Origin of the sequence: Stutzerimonas stutzeri (genome assembly GCF_002890895.1) — a bacterium.
Lineage (GTDB): Bacteria > Pseudomonadota > Gammaproteobacteria > Pseudomonadales > Pseudomonadaceae > Stutzerimonas > Stutzerimonas stutzeri_AB.
In genome coordinates, this window is sequence record NZ_POUL01000007.1 from 139,477 (window position 1) to 154,519 (window position 15,043).

The window sequence follows — 15,043 nt, forward strand, 5'->3', positions numbered from 1 at the left end:
CTACTGATGCAGCGGCGCCCCGCTGAGACAGTCTTCAGCGCAGCCCGCTGGTGCCTGTTCTTAGTGCGCTTCGTCCCAGTTGTTGCCCACCCCGGCTTCGACCAGCAGCGGCACATCCAGCTCAGCGGCCCCGCTCATCAACGGAAGGATCTGCGCGCGCACCTGTTCGAGCAGATCCTCACGAACTTCCAGCACCAGTTCATCGTGGACCTGCAGGATCACACGCGCATCCAATCCGCTCTCCTGCAGCCAGTTATCCACGGCGATCATGGCGCGTTTGATGATGTCCGCCGCGGTGCCCTGCATCGGTGCGTTGATGGCGGTGCGCTCGGCGCCTTTGCGCATGGCGCCGTTCTTCGAATTGATCTCCGGCAGGTACAACCGACGGCCGAACAGCGTTTCCACGAAACCCTGCTCCGCCGCTTGCGTGCGGGTGCGCTCCATGTAAGCGAGCACGCCGGGATAGCGAGCGAAGTAGCGGTCGATGTAGGCCTGCGCCTCGCCGCGACCGACGTCGATCTGCTTGGCCAGGCCGAAAGCGCTCATGCCGTAGATCAGTCCGAAGTTGATCGCCTTGGCGCTTCGGCGTTGATCGTTGGTGACCTGATCCAGTTCGACGCCAAACACTTCCGCCGCCGTGGCGCGGTGCACGTCCAGGTCATTCTGGAACGCGTGCAAGAGGCCGGCATCCTGGGCCAGGTGCGCCATGATGCGCAGTTCGATCTGCGAGTAGTCGGCTGCCAGCAGCTTGTAGCCCGGCGCCGCGATAAAGGCCTGCCGGATACGTCGGCCTTCGGCCGTGCGGATCGGAATGTTCTGCAGGTTCGGGTCGGACGATGACAACCGCCCGGTGGCCGTCACGGCCTGGTGGTAGCTGGTGTGGATGCGGCCGGTGCGCGGATTGATCTGCTGCGGCAGCTTGTCGGTGTAGGTGCCCTTGAGCTTGCTCAAGCTGCGGTGCTGCATGATCACCTTCGGCAGGGGGTAATCCTTTTCAGCCAGCTCGGCCAGCACGCTTTCGGCGGTAGACGGCTGACCGCCTGCGGTCTTCGACAGCACCGGGCAGCCGAGCTTGTCATAGAGAATCGCGCAGAGCTGCTTGGGCGAGCCGAGGTTGAACTCTTCACCCGCTATGTCGAACGCCTCACGCTCCAGCTCGACCAGTTTGTTGCCCAGCTCGACGCTCTGCAGTCCGAGCAGGTTGGCGTCGACCAGCGCGCCGTTGCGCTCGATGCGCGCCAGCACCGGCACCAGTGGCATCTCGATCTCGTTCAGGACCTTGAGCAGCGAAGGCGTGGCCTCCAGCTTGTTCATCAGGGTCTGATGCAGGCGCAGAGTGACATCGGCGTCTTCGGCAGCATAGGGACCAGCCTGCTCGACGGCAATCTGATCAAAGGTCAGCTGTTTGGCGCCCTTGCCGGCGATGTCTTCGAAACGGATGGTGCCGCGGCCGAGGTACTTGAGGGCCAGGCTGTCCATGTCATGGCGCGTGGCCGTGGCGTCGAGCACATAAGATTCGAGCATGGTGTCGAAGGTCATGCCGCGCATCTCGATGCCGTAATGCATCAGCACGTTCATGTCGTACTTGCCGTGCTGGCAGATCTTGCGCTTGCCCGGGTCTTCGAGCAGCGGCTTGAGCGCGGCCAGCACCGTGTCACGATCAAGCTGCTGCGGCACGCCCATGTAGCTGTGGCCGAGCGGCACGTAGGCGGCCTGGCCTGCTTCAATGGCGAAGGAGACGCCGACCAACTGCGCCTTCTGTGCATCGATACTGGTGGTTTCGGTGTCGAAAGCGAAGCAATCCGCAGCCTTCAGCCGTGCGAGCCAGGCGTCGAATTCGGCCTTATCGAAAAGGGTGCTGTATTCAGCTTCGGCCTGGATCGAGCAGCTCTCGGGCTGCACCTTGCAGTCTTCACCGGCGGCCTTGGCCTCACGTAGTAAATCGTCGAGCCAGTTCTTGAACTCCAGCTCGCGGTACAGCGCAATTAGTGCCTCGCGGTGCGGCTCGCCCGGCATCAGATCGCCGACCTGAACATCCAGCGGTACGTCGATCTTGATCGTGGCCAGCTCATAGGACATGAACGCCGCGTCGCGATGTTCTTCAAGCTTGGCGGCCAGCGACTTGGCGCCGCGGATCGGCAGGCCAGAGACCTTGTCGAGATTGTCGTAGAGGCCCTTGATGCCGCCTTCGATGCCATTGAGCAGGCCGCACGCGGTCTTCTCGCCAACCCCAGGCACACCGGGGATGTTGTCGACCTTGTCGCCCATCAACGCGAGGAAGTCGATGATCAGCTCCGGGCCGACGCCGAACTTGTTCTTCACGCCTTCGATGTCATAGACGCTACCGGTCATGGTGTTGACCAGGGTGACGTGCGGGCAGACCAGCTGGGCCATGTCCTTGTCGCCAGTGGAGATGACCACGTCGCGCTTGAGCGCGGCACACTGTCGCGCCAGTGTTCCAATCACGTCGTCCGCCTCGACGCCTTCAACGCACAGCAGTGGCATACCCAGCGCACGCACACTGGCATGCAGCGGCTCGACCTGGCCACGCAGGTCGTCGGGCATCGGTGGACGATGGGACTTGTATTCAGCGAACAGCGTGTCTCGGAAGGTCGGGCCCTTGGCGTCGAAAACCACCGCGAAGGGGCTGTCCGGATACTGCCGACGCAACGACAACAGCATGTTCAGCACGCCCTTCACGGCGCCGGTGGGCTTGCCGGTAGAGGTGGTCAGCGGAGGCAGGGCGTGGAAGGCGCGGTAGAGGTAGGACGAACCGTCCACCAGAACGAGGGGCGCTTGGCTCATGAGCAGGATCAACCTTTTCGACGGGTCCGCAGCTAGAATGCACAGGACCACTTGACGACAAAGGGACAAGGTTATCATGCGCACATTCAAACCTTTGCTGCTGGCCGGGCTGCTGGCAATGATGCCGCTGAGCGGTTTCGCCCAGGAATCGGTCGATGGCGAGCCTGACGTCACGATTCGCCAGGACGGCGACCGTACGGTCGAGGAGTATCGCGTCAACGGCTTCCTCTATGCGGTGAAGATCACGCCCAAGACCGGCAAGCCGTACTTCTTGGTCCGTGCCGATGGCGACAGCAACTTCATCCGCGCCGACCGCCCGGACATGCTGATCCCGGCCTGGGAAATCTTCAGCTGGTAACCCAGCCTAGACACTAACGGAAGTCATTCATGTCGGTTTTCACGCCCCTGCAACGCGAAGAACTCGAAGCCTTTCTGGCGCCTTACGGGCTGGGGCGCCTGCGTGACTTCGAGGGCATCGCCGCCGGCAGCGAGAACAGCAACTTCTTCGTCAGCCTGGAGCGGGGCGAGTACGTTCTGACGCTGATCGAACGCGGCCCGAGCCAGGACCTGCCGTTCTTCATCGAACTGCTCGACGTGCTGCATCGCGCCGGTCTGCCGGTGCCCTATGCGCTGCGTACGGATCGCGGCGACGCCTTGCGTTCACTGGCCGAGAAGCCGGCGCTGCTGCAGCCCAGGCTGTCGGGCAAGCACATCACCGCACCCAATCCGCACCACTGCGCGGAGGTCGGCCGGCTGCTGGCGCGGCTGCATCTGGCCACCCGCGAGCAGATACTGGAACGCCGCAGCGACCGCGGCCTGGACTGGATGCAGCAGGAAGGCCCGAGCCTGGCACTGTCTCTCGGTGAGGATCAGCTGCCGCTGCTGCGCGACGGCCTGGCAGAAATCGCCGAGCTGAAGCCAAAGATTCTGGCCCTGCCGCGGGCCAACCTGCATGCCGACCTGTTTCGTGACAACGTGCTCTTCGATGGTAACCACCTGACCGGCGTGATCGACTTCTACAACGCCTGCTCGGGGCCGATGCTCTACGATCTTGCGATCGCCGTGAACGACTGGTGCTCGCACCCCAACGGCGAACTCGACGAGGAGCGCAGCCAGGCGCTGCTTGCCGCCTACTCCAGCCTGCGCCGCTTCACCCCGGCCGAGGCCGAACTGTGGCGACCGATGCTGCGCGTGGCCTGCGTGCGGTTCTGGCTGTCGCGCCTGATCGCCGCCCAGCGGTTCGCGGGGCAATCGGTTCTGATCAAGGATCCGGACGAATTCGGTCGGCTGCTGCAAGTTCGCCAGCGATGCCACAGCGCCCTGCCGTTTGCCTTTTGACGCCCGCTGCAACCTGAAGGCCGCGGCGGTGCCCGTGGCGGAAAAACCATTTGCTCCGTGTGCAATCAAACAGCCATGCTCGCTGTCAAAACGCCTGACACCTACGACCGTACGGGATGTACGCATGAGCAGAGCCACGCCCCAGGAGCGGCTTTCAGGAACGTTTTCACCGTTTGAACGTCAAGTACTGCCCGTCCATCCGCACCGTTGCGCCTGCATTGATAGCGTCAGCCCCAGCAAGCAGCGTACAACGACGGGTTTAGCCGCTGCGCCCGGTAGCATCCCTGCCCAGTCGCGCAATGCCCGTTCGGACGGCCCTTTCGATATGTCGCTGCCCCAGGCCGCGGCGCTCAACATCCTGATGCACCTGCCCGTCCCGGCCAGGCCGCATTGCTTTCAGGGAAAACAAGCATGACCTCACGCTATGTAATCAATGCCTCGGTTAGCCCGAAAGGTAGCCTGGAGACACTGTCCCAACGAGAAGTCCAGCAACTGAGCGAAGCCGGTTGTGGCAGCACTTACACGCTGTTCCGCCAGTGCGCCCTGGCGATCCTCAATACCGGCACGCGCATCGATAACGCCAAGACCATCCTCGAGGCCTACGACGACTTCGAAGTTCGCATTCATCAGCAGGATCGCGGCGTACGCCTGGAATTGCTCAACGCACCGGCCGATGCCTTCGTCGACGGCGAGATGATCGCCAGCACCCGCGAAATGCTCTTCAGCGCGCTGCGCGACATCGTCTATACCGAAAGCGAGCTGGGCAGCCCGCGCATCGACCTGACCAGTTCCCAGGGCATCACCGATTACGTCTTCCACCTGTTGCGCAACGCCCGCACCCTGCGTCCTGGCGTCGAGCCCAACATGGTGGTGTGCTGGGGCGGGCACTCGATCAGCACCGAGGAATACAAGTACAGCAAGCGTGTCGGCCACGAGCTGGGCCTGCGCAACCTGAACATCTGCACCGGCTGCGGCCCTGGCGTGATGAAGGGCCCGATGAAGGGCGCAACCATCGCCCATGCCAAGCAGCGCATCGTCGGCGGCCGGTATCTGGGCCTGACCGAGCCGGGCATCATCGCCGCCGAGGCACCGAACCCGATCGTCAACGAGCTGGTGATCCTGCCGGATATCGAAAAGCGCCTGGAAGCCTTCGTCCGTGTCGGCCACGGCATCATCATTTTCCCCGGCGGGGTCGGTACGGCAGAGGAATTCCTCTACCTGCTGGGCATCCTGCTGCACCCGGACAACCGCGACGTGCCGTTCCCGGTCATTCTCACCGGCCCCGAAAGCGCTGCGCCCTATCTTGAGCAGATTCGCGAATTCGTCGGTGCAACGCTCGGGGAGAAAGCCCAGGGGCTGTACCAGATCATCATCGACAACCCAACCGAGGTGGCCCGGCAGATGTCCGAGGGGCTGAAAGCCGTCAAACAGTTCCGTCGTGAGCGCAACGATGCCTTCCATTTCAACTGGCTGCTGAAGATCGAGGATGGCTTCCAGCACCCCTTCGATCCGACCCACGAGAACATGGCCAGCCTGCAGCTGACGCGCGACGTGCCGCCCCACCTGCTGGCAGCGAACCTGCGCCGAGCGTTCTCCGGGATCGTGGCGGGCAACGTCAAGGACAAGGGCATTCGCCGTATCGAGCAGTTCGGCCGCTACGAGATACACGGCGACCAGTCGATCATGAAGCCGCTGGACGCCCTGTTGCAGGCGTTCGTCGAACAGCATCGGATGAAACTGCCCGGCGGCCGGCCGTACGAGCCCTGCTACCGCGTCGTAACCTGATGAGATGGATTGAGCCGATGGGCGCGCCCCGCCTGCCGGCTCGATCCTAGCGGCTTAGCCGCACTTTGAATTGCCGCAATTCAGGCAGGTGGCGCAGCCATCCATCTGCACCACCGCCTGGGTGTTGCACTTGCTGCACAGCTGCGCGCCGGCTGGAAATCCTTCGCCCGGCTCCACCGTGACCGCACCCTGGCTGGCCTCGTAAGCGGCGCGCTTTTCCGCCAGATACTTGAGCTGGGTTTCGTCCAGCGCATGCCCTTCGAGCATGCCGATATGGATCAGGTGGCGCTCCAGCACCCCGCCGATCTCCGCCACGATGGACGGCATATAGACGCCGCCCTTCTTCAGGTAGCCGCCACGCGGATCGAACACCGCTTTCAGCTCCTCGACGAGAAAGGTGCAGTCACCACCCTTGCGGAACACTGCGGACATGATTCGGGTGAGCGCGACGATCCACTGGAAGTGGTCCATGTTTTTCGAATTGATGAAAATCTCGAACGGCCGGCGCTGCTCATGGGGCGTGCCGGCATTGAGCACGACGTCGTTGACGGTGACGTAGAGCGCATGTTCGAACAGCGGTGACTTGATCTTGTAGGTCATGCCGACCAGGGTTTCCGGGCGCTGCAGGCTCTCATCCATCTCCACCACGTTGGCCTTGGCGGTGGGTTGGTCAGCGGTGACGGCAGGCCGCTCGAGGGTCTCGTCGACGACCTTGAAGCCCTTGATGCGCTGAGTGATCTTTACGGTCATTGCGGGTTCTCCATCCGGACGACAGGTGCCGCCCGGCTATCAGTCGGGGCTCAATATTTGCCGTAGTAGCCTTCTTTGAGGGCGTCGAACAGGTTGGCGGCGGAATTGACTTCCCCGTCATATTCGACCTCTTCGTTGCCTTTCAGCTCGACCACGCTGCCGTCTTCGAGAATGAAGCGGTACAGGGTTTTTTCCAGATCGGCCTCCTTGACCAGCACGCCCTGGAACGCCGCCGGATTGAAGCGGAAGGTGGTGCAGCCCTTGAGGCCCTGGCGCCAGGCGTAGCGGTAGATGTCCTTGAAGGCCTCGAACGGATAGTCGGTGGGTACGTTGGCGGTCTTGGATATCGACGAGTCGACCCACTTTTGCGCCGCGGCCTGGATGTCCACGTGCTGCGTCGGGGTGACGTCGTCGGCGGTGATGAAATACTCCGGCAGCTGCTCGCCCGGCTCGGTCGAGCCGGGTTTAGCGCGCGAATTGATCAACGTGCGATAGGCCAGCAGTTCGTAGCTGAACACCTCGATCTTTTCCTTGGCCTTGCGCCCAGCGCGGATCAGGTTGCGCGAGTAATGATGCGCGAAGCTCGGCTCGATACCGTTTGAGGCGTTGTTGGCCAGACTCAGGCTGATGGTGCCGGTGGGCGCGATGGAGCTGTGGTGGGTGAAGCGCGCGCCCTGCTCGGCCAGTGCCTCGATCAGCTCCGGCGCGTATTCGGCGAGCTTCTGCATGTAACGGGAGTATTTGGCGTGCAGCACGCGCCCCGGCACCTGGTCGCCGATCTGGTAACCGTCCTTGGCCATTTCCGGGCGCTTGCGCAGCATTTCAGCGGTCACTTCAAAAGTTTCCGCGAGCAGCGGCGCCGGCCCCTTTTCCTTGGACAGATCCAACGCCACTTCCCAGCCAACCAGCGCCATCTCCCGCGCAACCTCTTCGGTGAACACGCAGGCTTCGGCGCTGCCATAGCGCAGCTTGAGCAAGGTCAGTGCCGAGCCGAGCCCGAGGAAACCCATGCCGTGGCGGCGCTTGCTCTCGATTTCGTGACGCTGCTGCGCCAGCGGCAGACCGTTGATCTCCACCACGTTGTCCAGCATGCGGGTGAACACGCGTACCACTTCACGGTATTTGTCCCAGTCGAAGCGCGCGTCGGCGCCGAAAGGGTCGATGACGAAATGGGTGAGGTTGATCGAGCCCAGCAGGCAGGAGCCATAGGGCGGCAGCGGTTGCTCGCCGCAGGGATTGGTCGCGCGAATCGCTTCGCACCACCAGTTGTTGTTCAGCTGGTTGACCCGGTCGATAAGAATGAAGCCCGGCTCGGCGTAATCGTAGGTGGAGACCATGATCATGTCCCACAGATGTTGCGCCTTGACCCGCCCGTAGATCTTGCAGGCCACCAGTCCGTCGTCGCGCACGATGTAGCCGTCATGGCTCGGCCATTCGCGCCACAGCACCTGTTCGGCGTCGGCCAGATCCAGTTCGGCTTCTTCCTTCAGGTGCAGCGGAAAGATCAACGGCCAATCCGCGTCGGCTTCTACCGCCTGCATGAATTCGTCGGTGATCAGCAAGCTGAGGTTGAATTGCCGCAGGCGGCCGTCTTCGCGTTTGGCGCGGATGAATTCGCGCACGTCCGGATGACCGACATCAAAGGTGCCCATTTGCGCACCCCGGCGCCCGCCGGCAGAGCTGACGGTAAAGCACATCTTGTCGAAGATATCCATGAACGACAGCGGGCCGCTGGTATGCGCGCCAGCGCCGGACACAAAGGAGCCGCGCGGGCGCAAGGTGCTGAATTCGTAACCGATGCCGCAGCCGGCCTTGAGCGTCAGGCCTGCTTCATGGACCTTGCCGAGAATGTCGTCCATGGAGTCGGCAATGGTGCCGGAAACGGTGCAGTTGATCGTCGAGGTGGCCGGTTTGTAGTCCTGCGCGCCAGCGTTGGAGATGATCCGCCCGGCGGGGATGGCGCCATTGCGCAGCGCCCAGAGAAATTGCTGATACCAGAGCTCGCGGGTTTCCGCATGTTCGACATCAGCGAGTGCCCGCGCGACCCGCTGCCAGGTGTCATCCACGCTATCGTCGACGGCGCTGCCATCTTTGCGGGTTAGCCGATATTTCTGCGCCCAGATGTCTTCGGATGCCACCTGTAGGGCTATTTCAGGGGTGGTTTTCGTCTCTGCCGCGATGGGCCCGTCCGTCTTCGCCATGCGCTGCGCATCCTCGTGTCGATGGAGTGGAAACCAAAGCACGAAGCATAGCCACGGGCGCCAGAAGCACTATGACGCGCATCAAGTCGGCCGACGGACGACCCGCAAAGGCGCCCGCCGGCGCGAGGCCTTTGGACGCTGCGAGCTGAGGGTCAGAGCGATTCCAGACATTCCGCCAGCGAGCTGCCGAGATCCTCGATCAACTGCTCGTAGCCGCCCGCTGAGGCGTCGATGCCATAACCCAGCGCGTCCAGCTCGGTGACCGTCACTGGCAATCCACGGATCAGGCTATCCGCCAGGCGCGGACGAACCGGAGGCTCGTAGAACACGCAGCTCGGACCGGCCTGCTCCAAGCGCTCACGCATGGCAGCCACATGCCGCGCGCCTGGCTGGGCTTCGCCGCCGGCACTGAATACGCCAGCGTGTTTGAGCCCATAAGCGGCTTCGAAATAATCGAAGGCCTCGTGAAAGACGAAGAACGGCTTGCTTCGGGTTTCGCTCAGGCGCTGGCTGAGCCGCTTATCGAGCGCATCCAGCCGCTGCTTGAATGCGGACAGGTTGGCTCGGTAGCGCTCGGCGTTGGCCGGATCAGCCTCTGCCATGTCCTGCGCCATGCCTTCGGCGATGGTTACCGCGTTGGCAGGCAACAACCAGAGGTGCGCGTCCAGGCTGCCGGGACGATGGGCGTGGTCGTGTTCGTCGTGGTCAGCGGCCTGAGCGTGAGTGGCTTCATGAGCGTGGTCGTCATGCTCATCATGGGCCTGTTCTGAATGCTCGGCGTGCTCATCGTCGTGCGCATCATGTGCATGCTCGTCGTGGGCATCGTGATCATGGTCGTGCTCGCTGGCTGCCTCGCCGAAATGGCGCAGGGTCAGTCCGGGCAGCGACTGTATCGCCACGCTCGGCCGCTTGCGGCCCTCCAGCACCGGCGCGAGAAAGCCCTCCATGTCCGGGCCGATCCAGTAGAACAGGTCGGCGCTGCGAAGCTGCCGTACGTCGGACGGGCGCATAGCGTAATGGTGAGGCGAGGCACCCGGCGGCAGCAGAACGGCGGGCTTGCCAACGCCGTCCTGAACGGCAGCAGCGATCAGCTGCAGCGGCTTGATGCTGGTCAGCACCTCGATTTCAGCATGGGCCTGGGCGCTGCTGAAAAGACTGGCGGTCACTAGAAGCGGTATCGAAAAAAGACGAAACACGGGCAACACTCGATTGAACTGAATGGGTAACATAATAACGTCTCTCAGCCACATCGTCTTCGCTCATGCCCAAGTCTCCGCTGGCCTGCACGCCCCACGATCACCACCACTGCGTCAGCCATGCACTGGCCGAAGCCGACCTCCTGTGCGAGCGCTCGGGCGTGCGCCTGACTGCTCTGCGCAAGCGCGTGCTGGAGCTGGTGTGGCAAAGCCACAAGCCGCTCGGCGCCTACGACATCCTTGCCGAGCTGACGGCGCAGGACGGCCGCCGCGCCGCGCCGCCCACGGTATACCGCGCGCTGGATTTTCTGCTCGAAAACGGGCTGGTGCACCGCATCGCTTCGCTCAACGCGTTCATCGGCTGCAATCACCCCGAACACCCGCACCAGGGCCAGTTTCTGATCTGCCGCAACTGCCACACCGCCATTGAGCTCGAACAAGCTGCCATCAGCGAGGCCATCGACCAGGCCGCGCGCAGCGTCGGCTTCCAGGTCGAAGGCCAGACGGTCGAAGTGGTCGGCCTCTGCGCATCCTGCAGGAACGCGGCATGAACGAAGCGCTGATCCGCCTGGACGATATTCATGTCCGCTTCGCCAACCAGGCGGTGCTCGAAGGCGCTCAGCTGCAGGTCCATCGTGGCGAGATCGTGACCCTGATCGGCCCTAACGGCGCCGGCAAGACCACCCTGGTGCGTGCGGTGCTCGGCCTGCTCAAACCGGACAGCGGCACGGTCTGGCGCAAACCCAAACTGCGCGTCGGCTACATGCCGCAGAAGCTGAACGTCGACCCGACCCTGCCGCTGTCGGTGCTGCGCTTCCTGCGCCTGGTGCCGGGTGTCGACCGCGCCGCGGCCCTGGCGGCACTCAAGGAAGTGGGCGCCGAGCACGTTATCGACAGTCCGCTGCAGTCGGTTTCCGGCGGCGAGATGCAACGGGTGCTGCTGGCCCGCGCCTTGTTGCGTGAGCCGGAGCTGCTGGTGCTGGACGAGCCGGTGCAAGGTGTCGATGTGGCCGGCCAGGCCGAGCTCTACCGACTGATCGGGCGGCTGCGCGAGCGCTACGGTTGCGGCGTACTGATGGTCTCCCATGACCTGCATCTGGTAATGAGCGCCACCGATCAGGTGGTCTGCCTGAATCGCCACGTCTGCTGCTCCGGTCACCCGGAACAGGTCAGCGCTGACCCGGCGTTCGTCGAACTGTTCGGCCAGGACGCGCGCAGCCTGGCCGTCTATCACCATCAGCACGACCACAGCCACGACCTGCACGGCAGCGTGGTTGCCGCCAAACCCCATATTCACGGCCCGAACTGCAAGCACTGATGCCTGACTTTCTTCTCAACGCACTGCTCGCCGGCCTCGCGCTGGCGCTGGTCGCCGGCCCGCTTGGCTCGTTCGTGGTCTGGCGGCGCATGGCCTATTTCGGTGACACCCTGTCGCATTCCGCGCTGCTTGGCGTAGCGCTGGGCTTGATGCTGGAGGTCAACCTGACCCTGGCGGTCATCGTCTGCTGCGTGCTGCTGGCGGTGCTGCTGGTGACCCTGCAACAGCGCCAGCCACTGGCCTCCGACACGCTGCTGGGCATCCTCGCCCATAGCACGCTGTCGCTCGGACTGGTGTCGCTGAGCTTTATGCAGGATGTTCGCATCGACCTGATGGGCTATCTGTTCGGCGATCTGCTGGCGGTCAGCCCCACCGACCTGGCCTGGATTGTCGGCGGCAGCGCGCTGGTGCTGCTGGCGCTCATCCCGCTGTGGCGGCCCCTGCTGGCGGTGACGGTGCACGAGGAGCTGGCCAAGGTCGAAGGCCTGCCGGTGGCGGCGATCCGCCTGGCCCTGATGCTGTTGATTGCGATGGTGATTGCCGTGGCGATGAAGATTGTCGGGGTGCTGCTGATCACTTCGCTGCTGATCATCCCGGCCGCGGCGGCTCAGCGCCATGCCCGCACGCCGGAACAGATGGCCCTGGGTGCCAGCCTGATCGGGCTGCTCGCCGTGTGCATGGGCTTGTCATTGTCCTGGTACGAGGACACCCCCGCCGGCCCATCCATCGTGGTGTCGGCCGCAGCGCTGTTCCTGCTCAGCTTTGCCTGGCGGCGCAGGACCTGATTGGATGACGCCTCTGAAATACCTGAGCGGCTACCCCGAGTCGCTGCAGCAACAGATCCGCCAGCTGATCGCCGAAGGACGCTTGGGTGACTACCTCGAGCGTCGCTACCCGCAACGCCACCAGGTACAAAGCGACAAGGCGCTGTACGGCTATGTGCAGCAGCTGCGCCAGAACCATCTGAAAAGCGCGCCGAACATCGACAAGGTGCTCTACGACAATCGCCTCGACCTGACCCACCGCGCCCTCGGTCTGCACACCGCGGTGTCGCGGGTGCAAGGCGGCAAGCTCAAGGCCAAAAAGGAAATCCGCGTCGCCGCGCTGTTCAAGGAAGCGGCACCGGAATTCCTCCAGATGATCGTCGTGCACGAGCTGGCGCACCTGCGCGAGAGTGATCACAACCGCGCCTTCTACAAACTCTGCGAGCACATGATGCCGGGTTACGCGCAGACCGAGTTCGACCTGCGTTGCTACCTGCACTGGCGTGAGCTGAGCTGACAGCACGGCCGACACCCATCGTCCAGACGCAAAAAAGGCGGCCCGGGATCAACCGAGCCGCCTTGTTTTCACGCTATTGCGATCAGGCTGGCACTTGCTCCGCAGCCGCCTCGCGCGCCCAGACACGGTGCTGCGAGAGCGCCTGAGCAAAGGCCGAGAACACCGTCGCGACATCGCCGGAGTCACCGGTGACCAGACCGGCATCTTCCGGCAGATTCAGCGCCGTGAGCAGCTGCCGCGCCTCGCCCAGTACGGCAATTGGCTTGAGGTGCTTGTAGGCTTCGAGCAGGTAATGCTTGGCCACGCCGTTCTTGGCCATGGCCTGCACGCTCTGCGCGCCACCCGGCACGAACACCGCGTCGAAGGCAATCGAAGGCATGCCGTCCATCGCCGCGTCAGGCGTGAGCATCTTGCCATCGGCCGCCTTGACCGGTGCCGGTGACGGACCGATCAACTTGGCCATTGCGCCTTCGTCAGCCAGCTTCTGCTTGAACGCCTCGATGGCATCACCGTCGACGCCATTGGCAATGAGGATCGCCACCTTGCGCGACTTGATGTTGCCGGACAGGTGATTCATCAGGCTCAGCGCGGGCGAACTGGCCGGTGTCGGCTGCTTCAGGGACATTGTCGGTGCCGTCGGCGGCGTTACGCCGATGTTCTCGGCCACCCGGCGCGCCAGTTCCAGGTCGATATTGGCGAGGATCTCGTTGACCTGACGCTCACGGATGAAGACGCGCTCAACCTTGCCCAGTTCGAAGCTGTAGGCACCGATGATGTGCTCCTTCTCTGGCGCGCTCATGCTGTTCCAGAACAGCGTGGCCTGGGAGAAGTGATCACCGAACGATGGGCTGCGCGCCCGTACCTTGTGACCTTCCATGCGCTCTGGATAGCTCTCGAAGCCGCCACCGCTGGCAGCTGGCGGGGTTTCTTTCGGCCAGCCGCTGTCGACCGAGTTGGGCTCGTAGTTGGCGCGGCCCTTGTTGATCGTCTGACGGTGGAAGGCATCACGCTGGTTGTTGTGCACCGGTGCAATGGAGCGGTTGATCGGAATCTCGTGGAAGTTCGGCCCGCCCAGGCGCAGCAGCTGAGTATCGGTGTAAGAGAACAGCCGGCCCTGCAGCAACGGATCGTTGCTGAAATCGATGCCCGGGACGATATGGCCGATATGGAAGGCGGCCTGCTCGGTCTCGGCAAAGAAGTTGTCGGGGTTGCGGTTGAGGGTCATCTTGCCGAGCTTCTGCACCGGCACCAACTCTTCGGGGATGATCTTGGTCGGGTCGAGCAGGTCGAAGTCGAACTTGTGCTCATCGGCCTCTTCAACCACCTGCACGCCCAGTTCCCACTCGAAGTAGTCGCCCATTTCGATGGACTCCCACATGTCACGGCGGTTGAAGTCCGGGTCCTTGCCGGCCAGCTTCAGCGTCTCATCCCAGACCAGCGAGAAGGCACCGGCGACGGGCTTCCAGTGGAATTTGACGAAGCGGCTGGTGCCCTCGGCATTGACCAGGCGGAAGGTGTGCACGCCGAAGCCTTCCATGGCGCGCAGGCTGCGCGGGATGCCGCGGTCGGACATGGCCCAGATGACCATGTGCGCCGACTCCGGCGTCAGCGAGACGAAATCCCAGAAGCTGTCATGCGCCGACTGCCCCTGTGGGATTTCGTTGTGCGGCTCGGGCTTCACCGCGTGGACAAAGTCGGGAAACTTGATGGCGTCCTGAATAAAGAACACCGGCATGTTGTTGCCAACCAGGTCGAAAATGCCTTCGTCGGTGTAGAACTTGGTGGCGAAACCGCGCACATCGCGCACGGTATCAGCCGAGCCGCGAGAGCCCTGTACGGTGGAGAAACGCGTGAATACCGGCGTCTCCTTGCCCTTGCTCGCGAGAAAAGACGCCTTGGTCAGGGCGCTGTGGTCGTCGTAGCTGACGAACACGCCATGGGCAGCCGAACCACGGGCGTGCACGATGCGCTCGGGAATGCGCTCGTGGTCGAAGTGCGTGAGCTTCTCGCGCATGATGAAGTCTTCGAGCAGCGAGGGGCCGCGTTCACCGGCACTCAAAGTGTTCTGGTTATCAGCGATTTTCACGCCCTGGTTGGTGGTCAACGCTTCACCGGTGGCGTCGCTGCGTGCGCCCTCGAGCTGATCGAGCTTGGCGTTGTGGTTCTTGCGGTCGACGGTGTCGGTACCGGCAACTTCGCTGTGTTTTGGATCTTTGTTGTCCGTCATCTTGGGCCTCGGTTGAGCGTATGTGCCTAACCGCGAAGGGACCTGGCCGATCTGGGCCGGATGCATCAATTCACGGCATACCGGTTAGTGACCCTATAAAGCCTCTCAAGGTTGCGCCTTACGTCGATTAGCTCCCGCTATC

General features: G+C 63.1%; 13 protein-coding genes. 8 read left to right on the forward strand and 5 right to left on the reverse strand.

Going from position 1 to position 15,043, the window contains the following annotated elements; all coding sequences use genetic code 11:
- Nucleotides 1–60: 60 nt before the first annotated feature.
- Nucleotides 61–2,805, reverse strand: coding sequence for a DNA polymerase I (gene polA / locus CXK96_RS14755; RefSeq protein WP_102837192.1), 2,745 nt, complete (start codon nt 2,803–2,805; stop codon nt 61–63).
- Nucleotides 2,806–2,881: 76 nt separating this feature from the next.
- On the opposite strand from polA, the gene CXK96_RS14760 reads away from it, so the two are divergent.
- From CXK96_RS14760 to ppnN, 4 genes are all read left to right on the forward strand, one after another.
- A complete protein-coding gene (locus CXK96_RS14760) occupies nt 2,882–3,163 on the forward strand; it encodes a DUF2782 domain-containing protein (protein WP_102837193.1) in 282 nt (93 codons plus the stop codon).
- 29 nt (nt 3,164–3,192) lie between these two features.
- A complete protein-coding gene (locus CXK96_RS14765; protein WP_102837194.1) occupies nt 3,193–4,143 on the forward strand; it encodes a homoserine kinase in 951 nt (316 codons plus the stop codon).
- A 124-nt stretch (nt 4,144–4,267) separates the two neighbouring features.
- Nucleotides 4,268–4,558: a hypothetical protein gene (locus CXK96_RS20650; protein ID WP_146030705.1), complete on the forward strand. Its 291-nt coding sequence runs from the start codon at nt 4,268–4,270 to the stop codon at nt 4,556–4,558.
- On the forward strand, nt 4,555–5,928 hold the full coding sequence (ppnN, locus tag CXK96_RS14770; protein WP_102837195.1) for a nucleotide 5'-monophosphate nucleosidase PpnN: 1,374 nt from the start codon (nt 4,555–4,557) through the stop codon (nt 5,926–5,928). Before CXK96_RS20650 ends, ppnN begins: the two co-directional genes overlap by 4 nt.
- Before the next feature lie 54 nt (nt 5,929–5,982).
- Here ppnN and CXK96_RS14775 read toward each other — a convergent pair whose 3' ends face one another.
- The 3 genes from CXK96_RS14775 to CXK96_RS14785 all read right to left on the reverse strand — a co-directional run bounded on the left by CXK96_RS14775 (nt 5,983) and on the right by CXK96_RS14785 (nt 10,075).
- On the reverse strand, nt 5,983–6,678 hold the full coding sequence (locus CXK96_RS14775) for an NrdJb (RefSeq protein ID WP_102837196.1): 696 nt from the start codon (nt 6,676–6,678) through the stop codon (nt 5,983–5,985).
- Between the two features lie 50 nt (nt 6,679–6,728).
- The gene (locus CXK96_RS14780) at nt 6,729–8,879 is read right to left on the reverse strand and encodes an adenosylcobalamin-dependent ribonucleoside-diphosphate reductase (RefSeq protein WP_102837197.1); all 2,151 of its coding nucleotides are present in this window, start codon (nt 8,877–8,879) and stop codon (nt 6,729–6,731) included.
- Between the two features lie 152 nt (nt 8,880–9,031).
- Complete coding sequence (locus tag CXK96_RS14785; RefSeq protein WP_102837260.1) at nt 9,032–10,075, reverse strand: zinc ABC transporter substrate-binding protein; 1,044 nt, start codon at nt 10,073–10,075, stop codon at nt 9,032–9,034.
- A 65-nt stretch (nt 10,076–10,140) separates the two neighbouring features.
- Between CXK96_RS14785 and zur the strand changes: the two genes are divergently transcribed.
- From zur to CXK96_RS14805, 4 genes are read left to right on the forward strand one after another with little or no spacing between them, the layout of a single operon-like run.
- Complete coding sequence (gene zur, locus CXK96_RS14790; RefSeq protein WP_102837198.1) at nt 10,141–10,626, forward strand: zinc uptake transcriptional repressor Zur; 486 nt, start codon at nt 10,141–10,143, stop codon at nt 10,624–10,626.
- Nucleotides 10,623–11,393, forward strand: coding sequence for a zinc ABC transporter ATP-binding protein ZnuC (znuC, locus tag CXK96_RS14795; RefSeq protein ID WP_102837199.1), 771 nt, complete (start codon nt 10,623–10,625; stop codon nt 11,391–11,393). Before zur ends, znuC begins: the two co-directional genes overlap by 4 nt.
- Complete coding sequence (znuB, locus tag CXK96_RS14800; protein WP_102837200.1) at nt 11,393–12,178, forward strand: zinc ABC transporter permease subunit ZnuB; 786 nt, start codon at nt 11,393–11,395, stop codon at nt 12,176–12,178. Before znuC ends, znuB begins: the two co-directional genes overlap by 1 nt.
- Nucleotides 12,179–12,182: 4 nt before the next feature.
- Nucleotides 12,183–12,674 carry a M48 family metallopeptidase gene (locus CXK96_RS14805; RefSeq protein ID WP_102837201.1) on the forward strand — a complete coding sequence of 164 codons (492 nt, stop codon included), beginning with the start codon at nt 12,183–12,185 and terminating at the stop codon, nt 12,672–12,674.
- Between the two features lie 82 nt (nt 12,675–12,756).
- Here the strand turns inward: CXK96_RS14805 and katE are convergent, their stop codons facing one another.
- A complete protein-coding gene (katE, locus tag CXK96_RS14810) occupies nt 12,757–14,901 on the reverse strand; it encodes a catalase HPII (RefSeq protein WP_102837202.1) in 2,145 nt (714 codons plus the stop codon).
- Nucleotides 14,902–15,043: the final 142 nt, after the last annotated feature.

Bases quoted from the DNA above. Each gene is read 5' to 3' on its own strand.
- polA (WP_102837192.1), bottom strand. From the start codon at position 2,805: ATGAGCCAAGCGCCCCTCGTTCTGGTGGACGGTTCGTCCTACCTCTAC.
- CXK96_RS14775 (WP_102837196.1), bottom strand. From the start codon at position 6,678: ATGACCGTAAAGATCACTCAGCGCATCAAGGGCTTCAAGGTCGTCGAC.
- znuC (WP_102837199.1), top strand. From the start codon at position 10,623: ATGAACGAAGCGCTGATCCGCCTGGACGATATTCATGTCCGCTTCGCC.
- CXK96_RS14760 (WP_102837193.1), top strand. From the start codon at position 2,882: ATGCGCACATTCAAACCTTTGCTGCTGGCCGGGCTGCTGGCAATGATG.
- CXK96_RS14765 (WP_102837194.1), top strand. From the start codon at position 3,193: ATGTCGGTTTTCACGCCCCTGCAACGCGAAGAACTCGAAGCCTTTCTG.
- CXK96_RS14805 (WP_102837201.1), top strand. From the start codon at position 12,183: ATGACGCCTCTGAAATACCTGAGCGGCTACCCCGAGTCGCTGCAGCAA.
- CXK96_RS20650 (WP_146030705.1), top strand. From the start codon at position 4,268: ATGAGCAGAGCCACGCCCCAGGAGCGGCTTTCAGGAACGTTTTCACCG.
- CXK96_RS14780 (WP_102837197.1), bottom strand. From the start codon at position 8,879: ATGGCGAAGACGGACGGGCCCATCGCGGCAGAGACGAAAACCACCCCT.
- katE (WP_102837202.1), bottom strand. From the start codon at position 14,901: ATGACGGACAACAAAGATCCAAAACACAGCGAAGTTGCCGGTACCGAC.
- ppnN (WP_102837195.1), top strand. From the start codon at position 4,555: ATGACCTCACGCTATGTAATCAATGCCTCGGTTAGCCCGAAAGGTAGC.
- znuB (WP_102837200.1), top strand. From the start codon at position 11,393: ATGCCTGACTTTCTTCTCAACGCACTGCTCGCCGGCCTCGCGCTGGCG.
- zur (WP_102837198.1), top strand. From the start codon at position 10,141: ATGCCCAAGTCTCCGCTGGCCTGCACGCCCCACGATCACCACCACTGC.